Origin of the sequence: Streptomyces sp. NPDC020299 (assembly GCF_044387825.1) — a bacterium.
Taxonomy (GTDB): Bacteria; Actinomycetota; Actinomycetes; order Streptomycetales; family Streptomycetaceae; genus Streptomyces.
Genome location: NZ_JBIRWL010000012.1, coordinates 48708 through 69063, shown reverse-complemented (window position 1 = coordinate 69063; position 20356 = coordinate 48708). Strand labels below are relative to the sequence as shown.

Sequence of the window (20356 nt, the reverse complement as noted above, 5' to 3'; positions counted from 1 at the left end):
CCCCACCGGCCGCCCGCACCGCGCTGCGGCGCGCGGGGCAGCGCAGGGGCTCCTGACCGCAGGCGCGGGGGCCGTCCGCTCGGGGCCGGCCGTCGATGCGCCGGTCAGCTCCGCGGCGTCCGGGAGACACACCCCGGTCGCCGCGGCACCGTGTCCCCGTAGCCGGTGACCGGGGTCCGACGGCGTGCCCCGGTGCACCCGACGAGCGCCGGCCCGCCTCGACCCACTTTCGCCCCCCTACCCGGCTGAGATACCCAGGGAAGGACCCCCCGTGGCAACGACAATCCCCACACGGGGCGCAACCCCGCCACCCGGCGGCTCCGGCGCCGCCCCGGACGGACGCAGCCGGTGGCGAACCCGGCTGTGGCGCTTCGACGACATCGCGTCCCCGTACGCGTACATCGCTCCCTTCTTCCTCGTCTTCGGCGCCTTCGGGCTCTACCCGCTGCTCTACACCGGCTGGATCGCCCTGCACCGGGTGGAGATGACGAGTCTCAGCCAGTCGGAATGGGTGGGCTTCGACAACTTCGCCAAGATCCTCCAGGACTCCGAGTTCTGGACGGCCGTCACGAACACCTTCCTGATCGGCGTCATCTCGACCGTCCCGCAGCTGCTCGTGGCCCTCGGCCTGGCCCACCTGCTCAACTACAAGCTGCGTGCCAGCGCGTTCTGGCGGACGGTGATCCTCACCCCCTACGCCACCTCCGTGGCGACCGCCGCCCTGGTCTTCGCCCTGGTCTTCCGGCCCGACGGAGGCCTGCTCAACTGGGTACTGCACTTCTTCGGGGCCGGCAACACCGACTGGGGCAACGGGGAGTGGACCTCCAAGATCGCCATCTCGGTCATCATCATCTGGCGCTGGACCGGCTACAACGCACTGATCTACCTGGCGGCCATGCAGGCCGTGCCGGCCGACCTGTACGAGGCGGCCTCGATCGACGGCGCGACGCGCTGGCAGCAGTTCCGCAAGGTGACCATTCCCTCGCTGCGGCCGACGATCCTGTTCACCATCGTCATCTCGACCATCGGCTCCATGCAGCTGTTCGGTGAGCCGCTGCTGCTGCAGGGCGGCACACTCGGCTCCATCGGAGGCAGCGAGCACCAGTACGAGACGCTCAGCATCTACCTCTTCAACTACGGCTGGAAGCTGGGACATCTGGGCCCGGCCGCCGCCGTGGCCTGGGCCATGCTCGTCCTGCTGCTGCTCATCGCCCTGATCAACTGGATCGTCGGCCGGTTCGTGCGCAAGAGCGCGGCCTGACGGGAGCGACAACGATGACCACGACCAGTCCCACCAAGACCGCGCCGGACCTCGCCCCGGCACCGCCGGCCGCCCCCGCGGGAACGCGCGGCAGCCGTTTCAAGCTCGGCGCCGGCCAGCAGCTCAGGGGCGGCCCGTTCACCTACGTCGCCCTGATCGTCGTCGGCCTGGGCTCGATCTTCCCGCTGTACTGGACGCTGGTGGCCGCCTCGCACGACCAGCAGCGGGTCCTCGACAACCCACCGCCGCTCATTCCGGGCGGTCGGCTGTTCAGCAACCTCCAGGCGGCCTGGGAACAGGCCCACCTGGGGAAGGCCATCGTCAACAGCGTCATCGTGGCCGGCTGCATCACCGCGGCCACCCTGTTCTTCTGCACCCTCGCCGGTTACGCCTTCGCCAAGATGCGCTTCCGCGGCCGTGGCGCCCTGATGACCGCGGTCATCGCCACCCTGACGATCCCGCCGCAGCTCAGCGTCGTCCCGCTGTTCATGATGATGGCGGACATCGGGTGGGGCGGAAAACTGGAGTCGGTGATCTTCCCGACCCTGGTCGGTGCCTTCGGTGTCTTCTTCATGCGCCAGTACCTGCTGGAGGCCCTGCCCTACGAGCTCATCGAGGCCGCCAAGGTGGACGGGGCGACCAACATCCGCATCGTGTGGAACGTGGTCCTGCCCGCGGCCCGGCCCGCGATGATGGTGCTCGGCATGCTCACCTTCGTGCAGGCGTGGAACGACTTCTTCTGGCCCTTCCTCGCCCTGAGCCAGGAGAACCCCACCCTCCAGGTGGCGCTCGGTCAGCTCAGCGCCTCCTACACCCCTGACCAGAGCATCGTCATGGCCGGAGCGCTGATCAGCACCCTGCCGCTGCTCCTGGTCTTCGTGATCTTCGGCAAGCAGATCGTCGGAGGGATCATGGCGGGCGCCGTCAAGGGCTGACGCCGGGCCGACACCGGGCCATACCGGGCCAACACCGGGTCACCCCATCCGACCCCTTCCCCACCCCACTTCCGGAGCGTTCTCACGATGACCGCCGTACGAACCGAGACCACCGCCCAGTCGGCCTCAGCCACATCCTTCCCGCCGGGCTTCGTCTGGGGGGCCGCCACCGCGGCGTACCAGGTGGAGGGTGCCGCCACCGAGGACGGCCGCACCCCGTCCATCTGGGACACCTACAGCCACACCCCAGGCAAGGTCCGCAACGGCGACACCGGTGACATCGCCGCCGACCACTACCACCGGTACCGCGACGACGTGAAGCTGATGAAGGACCTCGGCCTCAAGGCCTACCGGTTCTCCGTCTCCTGGTCCCGGGTGCAGCCCACCGGCCGGGGGCCCGCCGTCGAGCGGGGCCTGGACTTCTACCGGCGGCTCACCGACGAACTCCTGGCAGCGGGCATCACCCCCGTCGCCACCCTCTACCACTGGGACCTGCCCCAGGAACTGGAGGACGCGGGCGGCTGGCCGCACCGGGACACCGCGCACCGTTTCGCCGACTACGCCGAGATCATGGCCCGGGCCCTCGGGGACCGCGTCGGGGTGTGGACCACCCTCAACGAGCCCTGGTGCTCGGCCTTCCTCGGCTATGGCTCCGGCGTGCACGCTCCGGGGCGCACCGACCCGGCCGCGACCCTGCGCGCCGCGCACCACCTGAACCTGGCCCACGGGCAGGCGATCGGGGTGCTGCGGGAGAACCTGCCGTCGACCGCGCAGACCTCCATCACCCTCAACCTGCACCAGGTGCGCCCGCTCACCGACAGCGCTGCGGACGCCGAGGCCGCACGCCGGATCGACGCGGTCGGCAACCGCGTCTTCACCGGCCCGATCCTGGACGGCGCCTACCCCGAGGACCTGCTCGCCGACACCGCGCACATCGTCGACTGGGCGGAGCTCGTGCACGACGGCGACCTGGCCGAGATCTCCCGCCCCATCGACCTGCTGGGCGTGAACTACTACGCGCCGACCGTGGTCTCCGAGGCCGGCGACGGCGTCGGCACCACGAAGAACGACGGCCACGGCGCGAGCGACCACTCCCCGTGGACCGGCTCCGACCACGTCGCCTTCCACCTCGCCAACGACGAGCTCACGGCGATGAACTGGGCCATCGACCCCGACGGGCTGCACACCCTGCTGACCGGCCTGGCGGCCTCGCACCCCCAGCTGCCGCTGATGGTCACCGAGAACGGCGCCGCCTTCGACGACTACATCTCCCCCGAGGGCCGGGTGAACGACCCCGAGCGGATCGCCTACCTGCGCTCCCACCTGGAGGCCGTCCGGCGGGCCGTCGCCGACGGTGCGGACGTCCGCGGCTACTTCCTGTGGTCCCTGCTGGACAACTTCGAATGGGGTTACGGCTATTCGAAGCGCTTCGGTGCCGTCTACGTCGACTACTCCACCCAGCGCCGCATTCCCAAGGCGAGCGCCCACTGGTACGCCGAGGTGATCCGGGAGAACGCGCTGCCGGCCGCCGGGGAGCAGGGCTGAGTCAGCGCCTCGGGCCGAGGGGACGCCGCCGTCGCACCGGCCGCGCCCCCTCGGCGGCTTTCTCCCGCGCGCCGGGAGAAAGCCCCGGTCGCGAGGGACGATGGGGTCGAGGGCGGCCGGGCCACGACTGTTACATTCCTGGCCTGAAGGCTGCGAACGGAAGGCGGCGACTATGGCGGTCAAGGGTGAGCGGAGCCGGGGTGTCCGGCGGCCGACCCTGGAGGAGGTCGCCGCCCGGGCAGGCGTCGGCCGCGGCACGGTGTCGCGGGTGATCAACGGCTCGCCCCGGGTCAGTGACGCGACCCGCGCGGCCGTGGAGGCGGCGGTCGCCGAACTCGGCTATGTCCCGAACACCGCCGCCCGCGCGCTGGCCGCCAACCGCACGGACGCGATCGCCCTCGTCGTCCCCGAGCCGGAGACCCGCTTCTTCGCGGAACCGTACTTCTCCGACATCCTGCGCGGTGTCGGCGCCGAGCTGTCCGACACGGAGATGCAACTGCTGCTGATCTTCGCGGGCAGCGACCGCGAACGGCAGCGGCTCGCCCAGTACCTCGCCGCGCACCGCGTCGACGGCGTCCTGCTGGTCTCGGTCCACGCCGACGATCCGCTGCCCGACCTGATCTCCCAGCTGGAGATCCCGGCCGTGATCAGCGGCCCGCGCTCGGCGGGGGAGACGCTGACCTCGGTGGACTCGGACAACTACGGCGGTGCCCGCTCGGCCGTCGAACACCTGCTGGCCCGCGGCCGCCGCACGATCGCCCACATCACCGGCCGTCTCGACGTGTACGGCGCCCAGCGGCGCGTCGACGGCTACCGGGAGGCCCTGCTCGACGCGGGCCGCTCCGTGGAGGAACTCCTCATCGAGCCGGGCGACTTCACGGAGGAGGGCGGCCGCCGCGCGATGACGAGGCTGCTGGAGCGCAGTCCGTCCCTGGACGCGGTGTTCGCCGGCTCCGACGTCATGGCGGCCGGCGCCCGCCAGGTGCTGCGTGAGGCGGGCCGCCGCATCCCGGACGACGTGGCCCTCGTCGGCTACGACGACTCCGCCATCGCCCGCCACATGGACCCGCCCCTCACCAGCGTCCGCCAGCCCATCGAGGAGATGGGCCGCGCGATGCTCGACCTCCTGCTGGCGGAGATCGCGGACAGCCGTCCGGCTGTCTCCCCGGGGCTGGAGCGGCGGCAGGTGGTACTGCCCGCGGAGCTGGTGGCGCGGGCGTCGTCCTGAGGGGGCGCCGTCCGGCGGCGTGCGTGCGTGGCAACGAAGCACCAAAACGAAGCAGCCGGTGACCTCGTCTTTCGACGAAGTCACCGGCTGACTACGCAGGGTGAGTGACGGGACTCGAACCCGCGGCATCCTGGACCACAACCAGGTGCTCTACCAGCTGAGCTACACCCACCATGACCGGCTTCTCGAGGAGGTTTCTCCCCGACCGGCCGAGAAAAAGTGTACAGGGTCCGAAGGGGTGCTCGCGCCAGGGTTTCGGGCCGCCGCTACTGAGCGGGCAGGACGTGCTTGGCGGCGATCGCCTTCGCCGTGTCGGAGTCCGGACCGGGCTGCGGGACGAAGACGGCCTCGCGGTAGTAGCGCAGCTCGGCGATCGACTCACGGATGTCGGCGAGGGCGCGGTGGTTGCCGTTCTTCTCCGGGCTGTTGAAGTAGGCGCGCGGATACCAGCGGCGGGCGAGCTCCTTGATGCTCGACACGTCGACGATCCGGTAGTGGAGGTAGTCCTCCAGCGTCGGCATGTCCCGGAGCAGGAAGCCGCGGTCGGTGCCGACGGAGTTGCCGCACAGGGGGGCCTTGCCGGGCTCCTTCACGTGCTCCCGCACGTACGCCAGCACCTGCTCCTCGGCGTCCGCCAGCGTGGTCCCGCCGGGGAGCTCCGTGAGCAGCCCGGACGCGGTGTGCATCCGACGCACCACCTCCGGCATCGTCTCCAGCGCCCGGTCCGGCGGGCGGATGACGATGTCGACTCCGTCGCCGAGTACGTTCAGCTCGGAGTCGGTGACGAGGGCGGCAACCTCGATGAGCGCGTCGTCGGACAGCGAGAGGCCGGTCATCTCGCAGTCGATCCACACCATGCGATCGTTCATGTGTCTAACCTTACGGCGCGTTGCCGCTCCGCGGGGGTGGCGTGCATGGGGTACCCGGCGCTGGTGTGGCCGTCTGCTGGGGGCTGCCGCCCCCAGACCCCCGCTTCGGCCCTGAAGGGGCCTCGTCCTCAAACGCCGGAACGGGCTGGGTAATGCGGACCGGGGCTGAAGAGGCCTACGGGGTGGGGGACGAGCCCCCTGGGAGCGCAGGGGGCGGAGCCCCAGGACGTAGAGGGGCCCGGGGTGTCAGCCCCGGGCCCCTCTCTGGTCACACGCCGCTGCGCGGCCCCGGCACGCTCACCGACAGGCTGCGGCGGGCCTGGATCGGGACGCCGGCCTCAGGGTGGAGGACGGGTACCGGGCCCACCGGCCCGGCCGGCGCGGCCATGGCCGGCTCCGCGTCGGTCGGCTTGTCGCCCTGGGGGCGACGGGCACGGTACGCGGCACGGTAGGCGGCCGGCGACGACCCCAGCTGACGCCGGAAGTGCCCACGCAGGGCCACCGGCGAGCGGAACCCGCAACGCCCCGCGACCTCGTCCACCGAGTAGTCCGACGTCTCCAGCAGCCGCTGCGCCTGCAGCACGCGCTGGGTGATCAGCCACTGCAGCGGCGCGCTGCCGGTCAGCGACCGGAAGCGGCGGTCGAAGGTGCGCCGGCTCATGTACGCCCGCGCCGCCAGGGTCTCCACGTCGAACTGCTCGTGGAGGTGCTCCAGCGCCCAGGCGACGACCTCCGCGAGCGGGTCGGCGCCGATCTCCTCTGGTAAAGACCGATCGAGGTAGCGCTCCTGGCCGCCCGACCGGCGCGGCGGGACCACCAGACGCCGGGCCAGCGCGCCCGCCGCCTCGTTGCCGTGGTCCGACCGCACGATGTGCAGGCACAGGTCGATTCCGGCCGCCGTACCCGCCGATGTCAGGACGTCACCGTCGTCGACGAACAGCTCCCGCGGATCGACGTGCACCGACGGATAGCGCTTCGCCAGCGTCGGCGCGTACATCCAGTGCGTGGTGGCCGGCCGGCCGTCGAGCAGGCCCGCCGCCGCCAGCACGAACGCGCCGGTGCACAGGCCTACGATGCGCGCACCCTCTTCGTGCGCCCGGCGCAGCGCGTCGAGCGCCTCCTCCGGTGGCGGAGAAGTGATCGAACGCCAGGCCGGTACGACGACCGTGCCCGCGCGTGAGATGGCCTCCAGGCCATGTGGTGCGGTGAGTTCCAGGCCCCCTGTGGTCCGCAGTGGGCCTTCCTCGCCGGCGCTCACCAGTAGTCGGTAGCGTGGCACTCCGGCGTCCTGGCGGTCGATCCCGAACACCGATAGTGGTATGGAACTCTCGAAGATGGGCCCGCCGCTGAACAGCAGCACGGCGACGATCTCCTTGCGACGTCGCCCGGACAGCTTCCGGGCCGCGGCTTCCGGCGCGGCAGTGGAGTCGTGGCTCATCCTGCTAAGCCCCCCTCGGTGGTCGCGGCTCCTCGGTTGTGTCGCTCCTGCACGTTTCCCCTCGGTCCTGCACGAGTCCCCCGCCGTAAGACATCAAGATCGAATCTACTGGGTCCCGCGGTGTCGCGGTGGCCAGTTCGACACGCCGTGCATTGTCGACATGACAACTTGGCGTGAAGCATTCGATCACGAAGCGTTGCACTCGTGGGCCGTGCAGGGAAGTACGCCTCGTCGCAGTGGCCAAACCGCGTAGGGTGCGCAAGGCCCTCTGGGCCCTTTCCGCGCAGGTGGAACGGGGGTTGGGGGGTGGTTCCGGCCTGTCCTGCACACCGTCCGGAAGTTGGCTGAAAAGATACGGGTGCGTGCGCGGAAACCGGTCAGTCGACCGGTGTACCACCCTTGGTGTGACGTCCGCCTCCCTGGGACGTCGGGCGTGCCGCGCAGCGCTCCGAGCGGCGCAGCAGGATCCGGCACACCCCGGTGACGGCGGCGAGACCCAGGGCCGTGCCGGCGGCGCCGGCCAGCGAGGTGCCGTACCAGAGCAGGACCACGGGCACGAGGACGCAGCTGAAGGCCGCCCAGCGCACCACGTCACCGGCGGTGTCCGGGGTGGGGCGGCGCTCACTGGTGGGTCGTCGTCGGGGCATCTCGTACTCCCTGGTCGTACTCCTCGCGGCGGTGGCTCACGGGGTTCAACGCGTGTTCGATCAGTCGGTCACTGACTCGGTCACCCAGTCGGTCACTGTGCGTGCCGATCGGATGAAGCCGGGCTGTTGAATCCTGTGCAAACCGCCTGTACGGGGCAGCAACCATTGCGTTACGGGCGTCGCTCGTGCATGCTCCGGGGAACCCCTGCGGACTCCGGGGTAACGCCTTACGGAGCCCGTGCGGGATCTGGGCTGAGGAAGCTTGCCGCCGTACCCTTGGGGGTATGGGGTGGGGAAGATGTTTCCCGGACACAGCTCCGCCGCACACTGTCGCCACCCAAAAAGGATCACAACGCCGAGACAGCCATGGCCGGTCACGAATTCTTCGAACCCGCGGACCGCAAGCGGCCGGTCGCCGATCCCACGGCGGCCGAGCCCCTGGCGGCGGAAGAGGCGCGTCACTCCTGCGACCCCGCCTTCAAGCACGGAGTCGTCGTCGGCTTCGACGGCTCCACGTCCAGTGAGCGCGCCCTCGCCTATGCGATCGGCATGGCGCACCGATCGGGCTCCGGTCTGATCATCGTTCACGTCGCCAATCGGCTGCCCACCACCGTGTGGGCGGGGTGCGAACCCCCGGTCTTCGTCGACGTGCCCGATCACCGCACCGAGGTGCTGGGGCTCGAGCTGGCCTGTGCGGACTATCTGGCCGAGGTGCCCTGGATCCTGGTCGAGCGGGGCGGTGACATCTGCCACGAGCTCGAAGAGGTGGGCCGGGAGTACGAGGCCGACGCGATCGTGGTGGGCTCCACGCACGGGATCGTCGGGCGGATCTTCGGCTCGGTCGCCGGACGGCTCGCCAAGCGGGCGAAGCGGCCCGTGATCGTCATCCCGTGACGTGCGTGGCAGTCTGACTCTCCGTCATCTGCGTTTGCCGGCCGGGCGCGGGGGCGACACGCCTGCCGCCCCCGCCCGGAACCGTCGTTCTACTCGTTGGACCACTCGGACTTCACGTCGTAGCCGTCGCCGTTCCACGAGAGCTGCATCTGGTGCGAGCCGGGCTGGCCGATGTCGTAGCCCTTCTTGTCGCAGACGTTGAAGACGTCTCCGTCGTCGTAGAAGGTCATCGTGCCCCGGCCGCCCGGAAGCGAGATGGTCTTGTTGCTGTAGGCCTGGGCCGTCGACGTGGTGCCGACGAGCACCGTGGCCACGGCCGCACCGGCCATGGCCACGCGAGCGATCGACTTGATCATTGCTTTCTCTTTTCCCCGTGGGACTGCGGAGCAGTCCGAGAGTCTGCGTCCGGTCGAGGCCGACCGTGGACAGACCTCACCCCGGGGCGGCGTGAGCCGATCCTCAGGTGCTGGTCACTCGACCGTCACCGACTTCGCCAGGTTCCGCGGCTTGTCTATGTCCCGGCCCAGGGCCAGCGCCGTGTGGTAGGCGAGGAGCTGGAGCGGGATGCCCATCAGGATCGGGTCCAGCTCGTCCTCGTTCTTGGGGACGACGATGGTCTGGTCGGCCTTCTCCTGCTCCTGGTGGGCGACCGCGAGGATCTTGCCGCTGCGGGCCTTGATCTCCTCCAGGGCGGCGCGGTTCTTCTCCAGCAGGTCGTCGTCCGGGACGATCGCGACCGTCGGCAGCGCGGGCTCGATCAGCGCGAGCGGGCCGTGCTTGAGCTCGGAGGCGGGGTAGGCCTCGGCGTGGATGTAGGAGACCTCCTTGAGCTTCAGGGAGGCCTCGCGGGCGACCGGGTAGCCCCGGACGCGGCCGATGAAGAGCATCGAGCGGGCCTCGGCGTACTGCTCGGCCAGCTTCTTGACCTCGTCCTCCTGCTTGAGGATCTCGGAGATCTGCGCGGGCAGCCTGCGCAGGCCCTCGATGATCCGCTTGCCGTCGCGCACCGAGAGGTCACGGGTGCGGCCCAGGTGCAGGGCGAGGAGGGCGAAGGCGACGGTGGTGTTGGTGAAGCACTTGGTGGAGACGACGCAGACCTCGGGGCCGGCGTGCACGTAGATGCCGCCGTCGGCCTCGCGGGCGATCGCCGAGCCGACCACGTTGACCACGCCCAGCACCCGCGCGCCCTTGCGCTTGAGCTCCTGCACGGCGGCCAGCACGTCGTACGTCTCACCGGACTGCGAGACGGCGACGTACAGCGTGTCGGGGTCCACGACCGCGTTGCGGTAGCGGAACTCGGAGGCCGGCTCGGCGTCCGCGGGGATGCGGGCCAGCTCCTCGATCATCTGGGCGCCGATCATGCCCGCGTGGTAGGAGGTGCCGCAGCCGAGGATCTTCACGCGGCGGATCTGGCGCGCCTCGCGGGCGTCCAGGTTCAGGCCGCCGAGGTGCACGGTGGAGAAGCGGTCGTCGATGCGGCCGCGCAGCACGCGGTCCACGGCGTCGGCCTGCTCGTGGATCTCCTTGTGCATATAGGTGTCGTGGCCGCCCATGTCGTACGACTCGGCCTCCCACTCCACGGTGGTCGGCTCGGCGGTCGTGCGGGTGCCCTCGGTGGTGTAGGTGCGGAAGTCGTCGGCCTTGAGGGTGGCCATCTCGCCGTCGTCCAGCGTCACTATCTGCCGGGTGTGGGCGACCAGCGCGGCCACGTCGGACGCGACGAACATCTCCTTCTCGCCGATGCCGAGGACCACCGGGGAGCCGTTTCGGGCCACCACGATGCGGTCGGAGAAGTCGGCGTGCATCACCGCGATGCCGTAGGTGCCCTCGACGACCCGGAGAGCCTCGCGGACCTTGTCCTCCAGCTTCTCGGCCTGCGAGCGGGCGATGAGGTGGGTGAGGACCTCGGTGTCGGTCTCGGAGAGGAACTCGACGCCGTCCGCCTCCAGCTTGCGGCGCAGGTCGGAGGCGTTGTCGATGATGCCGTTGTGCACGACGGCGACCTTGTTGTCGCCGGACATGTGCGGGTGGGCGTTCACGTCGGAGGGGGCGCCGTGGGTGGCCCAGCGGGTGTGGGCGATGCCGGTGGTGCCCTTGAACCGCGCCGGGACCTTGGCCTCCAGGTCACGGACCCGGCCCTTGGCCTTGACCATCTTCAGGCCGGCGGTCTTCGGGGCGGTGACCACGATGCCCGCGGAGTCGTACCCGCGGTACTCCAGGCGCTGCAGGCCTTCCAGGAGGAGCGGGGCGACGTCACGCTTCCCGATGTATCCGACGATTCCGCACATATACAGGTATCCCCAAGCTTCCGTTCAGCCGTAGACGATGCGCCGCAGTTGCCTGAGCGTGAGCTCGGGCGGGGCCACCGCACGGTATTTCAGGTCCGCCCCGATCCGTTCGAAGATCGCCGCGTTCACCAGGCCCTGGGCCTGGAGCTCGCGGTGGCGGCGACGGACGTAGTCTTCGGTCGTCTCGTCGAAGAAGGCGAGCACGTCCTGGATCACCCGCAGCGCCTCGCCCCGGTTCAGGGTCGTGGAACGTGTCAGATGATCAACTAGTTCGTCGTGCACCCGGTAGATCCTGAGGTACCGGCGACGGTTTCGCAAGAATCCTGCCCGATTTCGGGCAACAGCCTGTTGAATCTCTTATGGGGCTCTGTTCGCGGCCTGTCCATCCTGCGTCTTGCGCCACGTTGCCTGTGCAGACGATTTTCAGACGCCATGGACATTCCTCGTATGGGCGTACCCGATGAGCTCGCCGACCGCATGACCATGGCCGAGCAGCACGAGTACCTCCGCGCCAGGTTCTCCCGGCGCTCCATGATCAGAGGCGGTGCCGTCACGCTCGGCACCGTCACGGGCGGCTCCTTCGTACTGGGCGGCACGGCCCAGGCCGCCGCCCCCACCCGGTCCTCCGCCCCCGCCACCCAGTACGTCGACGGCGCCTTCGTCGCCCCGTTCGGCCGTCACCTCGCCTACGGCAACGACGCCGGCACGGAGATGACGGTCTCCTGGCAGGTCCCGGTCCCGGTGAAGAAGCCCTTCGTCCGGATCGGCACCCACGCCTCGCACCTCTCCGTCAAGATCGACGCAGAGGTCCGCTCCCTCTACACCCCGGCCGGCGTCGGCGCGAGCGGCGACCACACCCAGTACTACGTGCACGCCAAGCTGGCCGGCCTCAAGCCGGGCAGGACGTACTTCTACGGCGTCGGCCACGACGGCTTCGACCCGGCCTCACCGCGGTTCGCCGGCACCGTCGGCACCTTCACCACCGCCCCCCGCCACAAGGTGCCGTTCACCTTCACGGCCTTCGGCGACCAGGGCGTCAGCTACCACGGCCTGGCCAACGACGCCCTGATCCTCGGCCAGAACCCCAGCTTCCACCTGCACGCCGGTGACATCGCCTACGCCGACCCGTCCGGCGCGGGCAAGACCGCCGACACCGGCTTCGACTCGCGCGTATGGGACCAGTTCCTCGCCCAGACCGAGTCGGTCGCCAAGTCCGTGCCGTGGATGGTCTCGTACGGCAACCACGACATGGAGGCCTGGTACTCGCCCAACGGCTACGGCGGCGAGGAGGCCCGCTTCACCCTGCCCGACAACGGGCCGGACAAGAAGAACCTGCCGGGCGTCTACTCCTTCGTCCACGGCAACACGGCGATCATCTCGCTCGACCCGAACGACGTCTCCTTCGAGATCCCGGCGAACCTGGGAATATCCGGCGGAACCCAGACCAAGTGGTTCGAGGCCCAGCTGAAGAAGTTCCGGGCCTCGAAGGACATCGACTTCATCGTCGTGTTCTTCCACCACTGCGCGTACTGCACGTCCACGGCGCACGCCTCGGAGGGGGGCGTGCGGCAGGAGTGGGTGCCGCTGTTCGAGAAGTACACGGTCGACCTCGTCATCAACGGCCACAACCACCAGTACGAGCGCACCGACGTCATCAAGGGCAACGAGGTCGCCAAGAAGCTGCCGATCGGCGGCACGGCGTACCCCGAGTCCGAGGGCGTGGTGTACGTCACGGCCGGCGCGGCGGGCCGCAGCCTGTACGCCTTCACCGCCCCGGACTCCTACGAGGGCCATGAGCACGAGGTCGACTCGGTGGCCTCGTTCATCAACCTCAAGGACGGCAAGCAGAACGAGACGGTCGCCTGGTCCCGGGTGCGCTACCTCAACTACTCGTTCCTGCGGGTGGACGTCGAGCCCGCGCCCAAGGGGCACTACGCCAAGCTGAAGGTCTCGGGCATCGCCGAGACCGGTGACCGCATCGACCACTTCACGGTGGCCCGCAAGGCGAAGTAGCCGTCGACACCGTCGCAGGCGGTCCTCACATGCGCTTGAGGACCGCCTGTTTGGCCATCGTGAACTCCGCCTCGGTCAGCACTCCTTCGCGGCGCAGCTCGCCCAGCTCCCGCAGCCGCCGCAGCAGGGCGTCGTGGTCGTCCTCGGCGGGGGACGACGTGAGCTGCCGGGGGAGCGCGGGCACGTCGGGTCGTACGTCCGGCCGCGAGACACCCGCCAACGCCCCGAGCGAGACGAGCAGTTCACCCAGTGTCCGGCGCAGCAGACCGACGTTCCTGTCCCGTCCAGGGGTCAGCCGCAGCGCCTCGCCGTCGAAAGCCCAAGTGCCGTCCTTCTGGATGATCTCCGCCATGCGGGGATTGTTTCACCGGATCTGCGGGACAGTGGTCTCTACCATTCGTGCAGTGAAGGGAGCGCGCTTGTGAGACGGCACCACAGATCGACTCCCCGCATGACCCGACTGCTGTGCTCGCTGCTGCTGTTGGCGGCGGGCGCGTTCATGGTCGGCGCCGCCCCGCCGGCCCCCGGGGCCGACGGGCAGCGGACCGCCACCCCGCTCGGCCGGGTCGTCCCCGCCCCCGCCTCCGTCCGACCGGGCGGAGCGCCCTACCGCATCACCCGGGACACCCGCATACGCGTCGACGACAACCGCGAGGTCCGCCGCGTCGGCGCCTACCTCGCGGACATCCTGCGCCCCTCGACGGGCTACCGCCTGCCCCTCACCGAACACGGCCAGGGCGGCATCCGACTGCACCTCGCCAAGGGCCCGTTCGGCGCCGAGGGCTACCGCCTGCACAGCGGAGCCGACGGCGTCACCCTCACCGCCCGCACGCCCGCCGGGCTCTTCCACGGCGTCCAGACCCTCCGCCAGCTCCTGCCGGCCGCCGTCGAGAAGAACTCCGTACAGCCCGGCCCCTGGCAGATCGCCGGCGGCACCGTCCAGGACGCGCCGCGCTACCCCTACCGCGGGGCGATGCTCGACGTCTCCCGGCACTTCTTCACCGTGGACCAGGTCAAGCGCTACATCGACGAGCTGGCCCTCTACAAGATCAACGAACTGCATCTGCACCTCAGCGACGACCAGGGCTGGCGCATCGCCGTCGACTCCTGGCCCCGCCTCGCGACGTACGGCGGCTCCACCCAGGTCGGCGGCGGTCCGGGCGGCCACTACACCAAGGCCGACTACCGGGAGATCGTCCGCTACGCCGCCTCCCGCTACCTCGAGGTCGTCCCCGAGATCGACATGCCCGGCCACACCAACGCGGCCCTCGCCTCCTACGCCGAACTGAACTGCGACGGCACCGCGCCCCCGCTGTACACCGGCACCGAGGTCGGCTTCAGCTCACTGTGCGCGAACAAGCCGGTCACGTACGACTTCGCGGACGACGTCATCCGGGAGCTCGCCGCGCTCACCCCCGGCCGCTATCTGCACATCGGCGGCGACGAGGCGCACTCCACCAGCCACGCCGACTACGTGACCTTCATGGACCGGGTGCAGCCGATCGTCGCCAGGTACGGCAAGAAGGTCATCGGCTGGCACCAGCTGACCGGCGCGACACCCGCCAAGGGCGCCGTGGCGCAGTACTGGGGCCTGGACGACACCGACCCCGCGGAGAAGGCACAGGTCGTCAAGGCCGCCCAGCACGGGACCGGGCTGATCCTGTCCCCGGCCGACCGGCTGTACCTCGACATGAAGTACACCGAGGACACCCCGCTCGGACAGGACTGGGCGGGCCTGGTGGAGGTGCGGCGGGCCTACGACTGGGACCCGGGCGCCTACCTCCCGGGAGTCCCGGACGCGGCGATCAGGGGCGTCGAGGCACCCCTGTGGACCGAGACCATCCGGACCTCCGCCGACATCGACCACATGGCCTTCCCCCGGCTGCCCGGCGCGGCAGAGCTGGGCTGGTCCCCGGCGGTCACGCACGACTGGAACGCCTACCGGACCCGGCTCGCGGCCCAGGCCCCGCGCTGGGACGCCCTCGGCATCGGGTACTACAAGTCACCCCAGGTGCCCTGGCCGGCCAGGTGAGAGAAGAGCGACGGGCACCCCGGTGGACCGTACACCGGGGTGCCCGCCCGTCTCCGGGTCAGAACCCCGCTATCGGGTTCCTCAGGCTGCCGACGAGCTGCAGCGCGCCCGACGGGTCCGCCAGGTCGACCATCTGCCTGTTGTTCCGCAGCTGGAGCCGGTTGAGGCAGGACAGCGCGAACTCGGGCGCGAACATGTCGTACTGCCTGAATTTGTCGGCGAGTTCGGGCGTCGCCTCCTGGTATGCGCGGGTGACCTCGGCGACCGTGCGCCAGAAGTCGTCCTCCTGAAGGATTCCCCCGTCGGCCAGGATGGCGGCGAGGAAGCGGAAGAAGCAGTCGAAGACGTCCGTGAAGACCGACAGGAGTTTCGTGTCCTCGGGGACCTCGACGCGGATCCGGCCCACCTCCGGCGGCAGCACCGCGTCGGGGTCCATGACCGCTATCTCCTCGGCGATGTCCTTGTAGACCGCCCGCCGCACCACCCCGTCCTCCAGGACCAGGATCACGTTCTCGCCGTGCGGCATGAAGACCAGGTCGTAGGCGTAGAAGCTGTGCAACAGAGGGGTGTAGTAGGCCCGCAGGTACCGCCGCAGCCACTCCACCGGGGACAGCCCCGACCGCTCGATCAGCGCGCCCGCGAAGGACCCGCCCTCGTGGTCCACATGCAGCAGCGAGGCCATGGTGGCCAGGGACTCGCCCTTGGCGAGGGACGGCACGGGGCTCTCCCGCCACAGCGCGGCCAGCATCTTGCGGTACGGCGAGTACCGGTCGGTGGCCTTCTCGTACTCCAGGTGCCGGTAGCCGACGGCCGCCCGCTCCCGGATGACCGACAGGCCGGCCGACTTCAGCACGGGGTCGTTGTCGATGAGTTGGGCGAGCCAGTCGTTGATCGCCGGGGTCGCCTCCATGTAGGCGGCCGAAAGCCCGCGCATGAAGCCCATGTTGAGGACGGACAGCGCCGTCTTCACGTAGTGCTTCTCGGGGTGCGAGGTGTTGAAGAAGGTCCGGATGGACTGCTGGGCGAGGTACTCGTCGTCGCCCTCGCCCAGGCAGACCAGGTGCCGGCGGGCGACCTCGGCGGCGAAGGTGACGGCCAGCTTGTTCCACCACTGCCAGGGGTGGACGGGGATGAGCAGGTAGTCGGCGGGGTCGAGGCCCTGGCCGGTGAGCGTGGCGCGGAACCGCTCCAGCGTGGCCTCGCCCAGCTCGTCCCGCAGGAACGCCTCGTACTCGATGCCGGTCCCGGCCGTGAACGCCGCCCGCGACCGGTGCGCCGCCAGCCACACCAGCCGGACGGGGCTCGCCGTCTCGGGGGCGTACGACAGGTACTCGTGGACGCCGAAGCCCAGCCGCCCGTTGTTGGCGACGAAACAGGGGTGGCCCTCGGTCATGCCGGTCTCGACGGCCTGGAAGCCGCTCCCGGCCAGCTCGGCGGCCGTGATCTGAGGCTTGGCGAGCTTGTAGCAGGTGCCGGAGAGGGTCGAGGAGATCTCCTCCAGGTAGACCGGCAGGATGTCGTCGCTCAGGCCCAGTGACTGCTGCAGCTCGATGAAGAAGTCGAGTGCGGCGAGCGGGAGTTCGGTACCGTCCCGGTGGCGGGTGACGGAGCCGGCGTCCACCTGCCAGTGGTCGAGGGCGCGGCGGACGGCGGTGAAGCGGTAGCGGGTCAGGCCGTCGTCGCTGCGGACGACGTACGCGTCCCCGTCCGCCTCGGGCGTGATCAGCCGCTCGTGCGCGAACTCGGCGAGCGCCTTGCGCACGAGGAGCCGGTTGGCCTGCTCCCAGCGTTCGGGGGAGAGGTGGGCCACGGCGGCGGCGAGGCTCATACGGTCACCCCCGTCGCGGCGACGAAGCGCTCACGGGTGCAGAAGCTCAGCAACGCCTTCTTCTCCGGCTTCTGGATCTCCCGTTCGGGCACGAACCCGACGGCTTCGTTCAGGGCGTGCACCGCCTTGTTGCGGACGTCCGGTTCGACGACCACCCGGGCGGTCGCCGGGTCCTCGAAGAGGTGGGCCATCACGGCCGTGATGACTGCCCGGGTGAACCCGTGCACGGGGGTGTCGGCGGGCGCGACCAGGAAGTGCATCCCGACGTCACCGGGCCGGGGCTCGTACAGACCGACCAGATCGCGCCGGGCGGGGTCGTAGCGCTCCATCAGGAACGCCGGGACGCCGTCGTGCAGTCCGAGGAAGGCGTGGTGGTGCTCGTCGGCCGCGATCTCCATGTACGCGCGCTCGACATCCTCCAGTTTCGCGTCCTGCATCATCCAGAACGCCGCCTTGGGGTGCGTGACCCAGCCCAGCAGCAGTTCGGCGTCCTTCAGGGGGTCGAGGGGGCGGAGGACGAAGGTCATACGGCGAACTCCTGGAAGGCGATGCTCTTCTCGACCGGGTAGTACTCCGTGCCGAGCAGCTCGCGGATGATGTAGCTGTTGCGGTAGGCGCCCATGCCCAGGTCGGGGCTGGTGACGCTGTGGGTGTGGACCCCGGCGTTCTGCAGGAACACGCCCCTGCCCGTCACGTCGATGGCGTAGTTGCGGGCCACGTCGAAGCGGCCCTGGCCGTCGAGGCGGAGGCGGCCCTGCAGCGGGTCGAGAAAGGCCGGCGGCTGGTAGTGGTAGCCGGTGGCCAGCACCAGGCCCTCGGTGCGGATCTCGAAGTCCTTGTTCTGCTCGTTCTGGTGGAAGCCGAGCTTGTACGCGCCGTCCTCGTACCGGGCTTCGGTCAGCGAGGAGTTGGTGAGCAGACGGGTGGGGACCGGGCGGTCGCCGCTTTCGACGTTCTTCTGGTAGAGCAGGTCGAAGATCGAGTCGATCAGCTCCGAGTTGATGCCCTTGAACAGGCCCTTCTGCTGCTTCTCCAGCCGGTAGCGGGTCTCTTCGGGCAGCGCGCGGAAGTAGTCGATGTAGTCCGGGGACGTCATCTCCAGGGTCAGCTTGGTGTACTCCAGCGGGAAGAACCGCGGGGATCGGGTGACCCAGTTGAGCTCGTAGCCGTGGACGTCGATCTCCGAGAGGAGCTCGTAGTAGATCTCCGCGGCGCTCTGGCCGCTGCCGACGACCGTGAGGGACTTCTTGGCCCGCAGCTCCGCCTTGCGGTGCATGTACTGCGCGGTGTGGATGAGGTCGCCGCCCAGGTCCCGGCAGGCCTCGGGAACGAAGGGGACCGTCCCGGTGCCGAGGACCAGGTGGCGGGCGCGGAGCGTTTCGCCGGCCTCGGTGCGGACGACGTAGAGCTCGTCTTCGTAAGTGACCTCGGTGACCGTCGTGCCGAACCGGACGCTGCTCAGTTTGCCCGCGGCCCAGCGGCAGTAGTCGTCGTACTCGATCCGCAGTGGGTAGAAGTTCTCGCGGATGTAGAAGGAGTAGAGTCTGCCCTTCTCCTTCAGGTAGTTGAGGAAGGAGTACGGGGAGGTGGGGTCGGCCAGGGTGACCAGGTCCGACATGAACGGGGTCTGGAGGTGGGCGCCGTCGAGGAACATGCCCGCGTGCCACTCGAAGTCGGGCTTCGACTCCAGGAAGACTCCGCTCAGTTCGTCGATCGGCTCGGTGAGGCAGGCGAGGCCGAGGTTGAAGGGGCCGAGCCCGATCCCCACGAAGTCGTAAGGGGCGGTCGGGGCTTCAGGACGCGCGGTCAAGGGACTCTCCCAGGTACTGCTCGGCGTGGCCGGCGATCAGGTCGAGGACGGCGGTGATGTCGGCCGCGGTCGTCTCGGGGTTGAGCAGGGTGAACTTCAGGTAGTGGCGGCCGCCCACCTTGGTGCCCGCGACGACGGCGTCACCGGAGGCGAACAGGGCCTTGCGGGCGTGGAGGTTGGCGCGGTCGATCTCGGCCGGGTCGGCGACGGCGGCCGGGACGTAGCGGAAGACGAGGGTGGACAGGGACGGCTGGACGACGACGTCGTAGCGCGGGTCGGCCGCCAGGAGCTCCCAGCCCTGCGCCGCCAGCTCGCACACCTCGTCGAAGAGTTCGCCGATGCCGTCGGCGCCCATGGTGCGCAGGGTCATCCAGAGCTTGAGGGCGTCGAAGCGGCGGGTGGTCTGGAGGGACTTGTCGACCTGGTTGGGGATGCGCTCGGTGACCATCCGGCGCGGGTTGAGGTACTCCGCGTGGTAGGTGGCGTGGCGCAGGGTGGCGGCGTCCCGTACCAGCACGGCCGAGGAACTCACCGGCTGGAAGAAGGACTTGTGGTAGTCGACGGTGACCGAGTCGGCACGCTCGATGCCGTCGATGCGGTCCCGGTACTTCAGGGAGGCGAGCAGTCCGCAGCCGTAGGCCGCGTCGACGTGCAGCCAGGTGTCGAACTGCTCGCACAGTTCGGCGATCTCCGGCAGCGGGTCGATGGAGCCGAAGTCGGTGGTGCCGGCGGTGGCGACGACGGCCATCGGGATGAGGCCGTCCTCCCTGCACCGCTCCAGTTCGCGGGCGAGGGCGACGGTCTGCATCCGCTTGTCGTGGTCGACGGGGATCGCGACCACGGCGTCCGGGCCGAGGCCGAGCAGTTTCGCCGACTTCTGCACGCTGAAGTGGCTGACCTCGGAGGCAAAGACGCGCAGTTTGGCGAGGGAGCCCCCCTCTTCCCACCCGTCCCGCCCCGGCTTGGCCTCCTCCCGGGCCAGCAGCAGCGCCTGGAGGTTGGACTGGGTGCCGCCGGAGGTGAACACGCCGTCGGCGGACGGGCCGAGGCCGATGCGAGCGGTCGTCCAGTCGATGAGCCGGCGCTCGATCAGTGTGCCGCCGGCCGACTGGTCCCAGGTGTCCAGCGAGGAGTTGACGGCGGAGAGCACCGCTTCGCCGAGCACGGCCGGGATGACCACCGGGCAGTTGAGGTGGGCGAGGTAGCGGGGGTGGTGGAAGTAGACCGCGTCCCGGAGGTAGACCTCCTCCAGTTCGTCGAGCACCGCGGTGGTGTCGTGCAGCGGCCGGTCGAGGTCGATCTCGTCGACGCGGGGGGCGAGGGCGTCGACCGTGACGCCGGTGAACGGACGTTCGGTGGTGGCGAGTTTGGCCGCCACCCGCTCGACTCCTTCGGTCACGGAGCGGCGGTAGTGCTCCGCGGTGAGGTCATTGAGCAGGTGCGAGCGCATGTGGGGGTCCTCCGATGGGGACGGGCCGTGCGGGGGAGTTCAATTTAGGTAAGCCTAACCTAAGTTACACGTGCCGAAACCTGGCCCTCCCGTGACCGCCGTCACTCCGAACTGCCGT

At 69.7% G+C, this 20356-nt stretch carries 18 protein-coding genes, 1 tRNA gene and 1 pseudogene; 7 read left to right on the top strand and 13 right to left on the bottom strand.

Annotated features, from left to right (window positions below):
* Nucleotides 1-271 precede the first annotated feature (271 nt).
* The 4 genes from ACH45E_RS28450 (at nucleotide 272) to ACH45E_RS28435 (ending at nucleotide 4969) form a co-directional block, all read left to right on the top strand.
* Nucleotides 272-1261, top strand: coding sequence for a sugar ABC transporter permease (locus ACH45E_RS28450; RefSeq protein WP_361450602.1), 990 nt, complete (start codon nucleotides 272-274; stop codon nucleotides 1259-1261).
* 14 nt (nucleotides 1262-1275) lie between these two features.
* Nucleotides 1276-2196 (top strand): carbohydrate ABC transporter permease, encoded by a 921-nt coding sequence (locus tag ACH45E_RS28445; RefSeq protein WP_361450605.1) that lies wholly within the window; start codon nucleotides 1276-1278, stop codon nucleotides 2194-2196.
* A gap of 87 nt (nucleotides 2197-2283) precedes the next feature.
* The gene (locus ACH45E_RS28440; RefSeq protein ID WP_361450608.1) at nucleotides 2284-3741 is read left to right on the top strand and encodes a GH1 family beta-glucosidase; all 1458 of its coding nucleotides are present in this window, start codon (nucleotides 2284-2286) and stop codon (nucleotides 3739-3741) included.
* 172 nt (nucleotides 3742-3913) lie between these two features.
* Nucleotides 3914-4969 (top strand): LacI family DNA-binding transcriptional regulator, encoded by a 1056-nt coding sequence (locus ACH45E_RS28435; RefSeq protein ID WP_361450611.1) that lies wholly within the window; start codon nucleotides 3914-3916, stop codon nucleotides 4967-4969.
* Between the two features lie 99 nt (nucleotides 4970-5068).
* Here the strand turns inward: ACH45E_RS28435 and ACH45E_RS28430 are convergent.
* The 4 genes from ACH45E_RS28430 to ACH45E_RS28415 all read right to left on the bottom strand — a co-directional run bounded on the left by ACH45E_RS28430 (nucleotide 5069) and on the right by ACH45E_RS28415 (nucleotide 7923).
* Nucleotides 5069-5141: transfer RNA gene (locus ACH45E_RS28430), tRNA-His, on the bottom strand.
* Nucleotides 5142-5235: 94 nt separating this feature from the next.
* On the bottom strand, nucleotides 5236-5838 hold the full coding sequence (orn, locus tag ACH45E_RS28425) for an oligoribonuclease (protein WP_361450614.1): 603 nt from the start codon (nucleotides 5836-5838) through the stop codon (nucleotides 5236-5238).
* A 268-nt stretch (nucleotides 5839-6106) separates the two neighbouring features.
* Nucleotides 6107-7276: a helix-turn-helix domain-containing protein gene (locus tag ACH45E_RS28420; RefSeq protein ID WP_399041709.1), complete on the bottom strand. Its 1170-nt coding sequence runs from the start codon at nucleotides 7274-7276 to the stop codon at nucleotides 6107-6109.
* A 377-nt stretch (nucleotides 7277-7653) separates the two neighbouring features.
* Nucleotides 7654-7923 carry a hypothetical protein gene (locus ACH45E_RS28415; RefSeq protein WP_361450617.1) on the bottom strand — a complete coding sequence of 90 codons (270 nt, stop codon included), beginning with the start codon at nucleotides 7921-7923 and terminating at the stop codon, nucleotides 7654-7656.
* A gap of 366 nt (nucleotides 7924-8289) precedes the next feature.
* Between ACH45E_RS28415 and ACH45E_RS28410 the strand changes: the two genes are divergently transcribed.
* A complete protein-coding gene (locus ACH45E_RS28410) occupies nucleotides 8290-8817 on the top strand; it encodes a universal stress protein (RefSeq protein WP_361450620.1) in 528 nt (175 codons plus the stop codon).
* An 89-nt stretch (nucleotides 8818-8906) separates the two neighbouring features.
* Here the strand turns inward: ACH45E_RS28410 and ACH45E_RS28405 are convergent, their stop codons facing one another.
* From ACH45E_RS28405 to ACH45E_RS28395, 3 genes are all read right to left on the bottom strand, one after another.
* Nucleotides 8907-9173: a hypothetical protein gene (locus ACH45E_RS28405; protein WP_361450623.1), complete on the bottom strand. Its 267-nt coding sequence runs from the start codon at nucleotides 9171-9173 to the stop codon at nucleotides 8907-8909.
* Nucleotides 9174-9287: 114 nt separating this feature from the next.
* Nucleotides 9288-11105, bottom strand: coding sequence for a glutamine--fructose-6-phosphate transaminase (isomerizing) (gene glmS / locus ACH45E_RS28400; protein ID WP_361450626.1), 1818 nt, complete (start codon nucleotides 11103-11105; stop codon nucleotides 9288-9290).
* 24 nt (nucleotides 11106-11129) lie between these two features.
* On the bottom strand, nucleotides 11130-11387 hold the full coding sequence (locus tag ACH45E_RS28395; protein WP_361450766.1) for a hypothetical protein: 258 nt from the start codon (nucleotides 11385-11387) through the stop codon (nucleotides 11130-11132).
* A 165-nt stretch (nucleotides 11388-11552) separates the two neighbouring features.
* Here ACH45E_RS28395 and ACH45E_RS28390 point away from each other — a divergent pair, with 165 nt between their 5' ends.
* Entirely contained in the window at nucleotides 11553-13118 is a 1566-nt protein-coding gene (locus ACH45E_RS28390) for a metallophosphoesterase family protein (protein WP_361450629.1), read from the top strand.
* 25 nt (nucleotides 13119-13143) lie between these two features.
* Here ACH45E_RS28390 and ACH45E_RS28385 read toward each other — a convergent pair whose 3' ends face one another.
* Together ACH45E_RS28385 and ACH45E_RS28380 are read right to left on the bottom strand one after the other, a co-directional pair.
* On the bottom strand, nucleotides 13144-13302 hold the full coding sequence (locus tag ACH45E_RS28385; RefSeq protein WP_399041802.1) for an SHOCT domain-containing protein: 159 nt from the start codon (nucleotides 13300-13302) through the stop codon (nucleotides 13144-13146).
* A 21-nt stretch (nucleotides 13303-13323) separates the two neighbouring features.
* Nucleotides 13324-13470: pseudogene (locus ACH45E_RS28380) on the bottom strand (DUF4429 domain-containing protein); the annotation flags it as partial.
* A 99-nt stretch (nucleotides 13471-13569) separates the two neighbouring features.
* On the opposite strand from ACH45E_RS28380, the gene ACH45E_RS28375 reads away from it, so the two are divergent.
* A complete protein-coding gene (locus ACH45E_RS28375) occupies nucleotides 13570-15150 on the top strand; it encodes a beta-N-acetylhexosaminidase (protein ID WP_361450635.1) in 1581 nt (526 codons plus the stop codon).
* Nucleotides 15151-15208: 58 nt separating this feature from the next.
* Here ACH45E_RS28375 and ACH45E_RS28370 read toward each other — a convergent pair whose 3' ends face one another.
* Genes ACH45E_RS28370 through desA form a run of 4 tightly spaced genes read right to left on the bottom strand, consistent with a single transcriptional unit; the run spans nucleotide 15209 to nucleotide 20238 of the window.
* Nucleotides 15209-16978, bottom strand: a complete 1770-nt coding sequence (locus tag ACH45E_RS28370) for an IucA/IucC family siderophore biosynthesis protein (protein ID WP_361450638.1) — start codon at nucleotides 16976-16978, stop codon at nucleotides 15209-15211.
* Entirely contained in the window at nucleotides 16975-17505 is a 531-nt protein-coding gene (locus ACH45E_RS28365; RefSeq protein WP_361450641.1) for a GNAT family N-acetyltransferase, read from the bottom strand. Before ACH45E_RS28365 ends, ACH45E_RS28370 begins: the two co-directional genes overlap by 4 nt.
* Nucleotides 17502-18788, bottom strand: a complete 1287-nt coding sequence (locus ACH45E_RS28360; protein WP_361450644.1) for a lysine N(6)-hydroxylase/L-ornithine N(5)-oxygenase family protein — start codon at nucleotides 18786-18788, stop codon at nucleotides 17502-17504. The genes ACH45E_RS28365 and ACH45E_RS28360 overlap by 4 nt, the downstream gene beginning before the upstream one ends.
* Nucleotides 18772-20238 carry a lysine decarboxylase DesA gene (desA, locus tag ACH45E_RS28355; protein WP_361450647.1) on the bottom strand — a complete coding sequence of 489 codons (1467 nt, stop codon included), beginning with the start codon at nucleotides 20236-20238 and terminating at the stop codon, nucleotides 18772-18774. Before desA ends, ACH45E_RS28360 begins: the two co-directional genes overlap by 17 nt.
* Between the last annotated feature and the right edge of the window lie 118 nt (nucleotides 20239-20356).

Bases quoted from the DNA above. Each gene is read 5' to 3' on its own strand.
- ACH45E_RS28365 (WP_361450641.1), bottom strand. From the start codon at position 17,505: ATGACCTTCGTCCTCCGCCCCCTCGACCCCCTGAAGGACGCCGAACTG.
- ACH45E_RS28375 (WP_361450635.1), top strand. From the start codon at position 13,570: ATGACCCGACTGCTGTGCTCGCTGCTGCTGTTGGCGGCGGGCGCGTTC.
- ACH45E_RS28445 (WP_361450605.1), top strand. From the start codon at position 1,276: ATGACCACGACCAGTCCCACCAAGACCGCGCCGGACCTCGCCCCGGCA.
- ACH45E_RS28370 (WP_361450638.1), bottom strand. From the start codon at position 16,978: ATGAGCCTCGCCGCCGCCGTGGCCCACCTCTCCCCCGAACGCTGGGAG.
- ACH45E_RS28390 (WP_361450629.1), top strand. From the start codon at position 11,553: ATGGGCGTACCCGATGAGCTCGCCGACCGCATGACCATGGCCGAGCAG.
- ACH45E_RS28410 (WP_361450620.1), top strand. From the start codon at position 8,290: ATGGCCGGTCACGAATTCTTCGAACCCGCGGACCGCAAGCGGCCGGTC.
- ACH45E_RS28415 (WP_361450617.1), bottom strand. From the start codon at position 7,923: ATGCCCCGACGACGACCCACCAGTGAGCGCCGCCCCACCCCGGACACC.
- ACH45E_RS28420 (WP_399041709.1), bottom strand. From the start codon at position 7,276: ATGAGCCACGACTCCACTGCCGCGCCGGAAGCCGCGGCCCGGAAGCTG.
- ACH45E_RS28435 (WP_361450611.1), top strand. From the start codon at position 3,914: ATGGCGGTCAAGGGTGAGCGGAGCCGGGGTGTCCGGCGGCCGACCCTG.
- orn (WP_361450614.1), bottom strand. From the start codon at position 5,838: ATGAACGATCGCATGGTGTGGATCGACTGCGAGATGACCGGCCTCTCG.
- ACH45E_RS28405 (WP_361450623.1), bottom strand. From the start codon at position 9,173: ATGATCAAGTCGATCGCTCGCGTGGCCATGGCCGGTGCGGCCGTGGCC.
- desA (WP_361450647.1), bottom strand. From the start codon at position 20,238: ATGCGCTCGCACCTGCTCAATGACCTCACCGCGGAGCACTACCGCCGC.
- glmS (WP_361450626.1), bottom strand. From the start codon at position 11,105: ATGTGCGGAATCGTCGGATACATCGGGAAGCGTGACGTCGCCCCGCTC.
- ACH45E_RS28440 (WP_361450608.1), top strand. From the start codon at position 2,284: ATGACCGCCGTACGAACCGAGACCACCGCCCAGTCGGCCTCAGCCACA.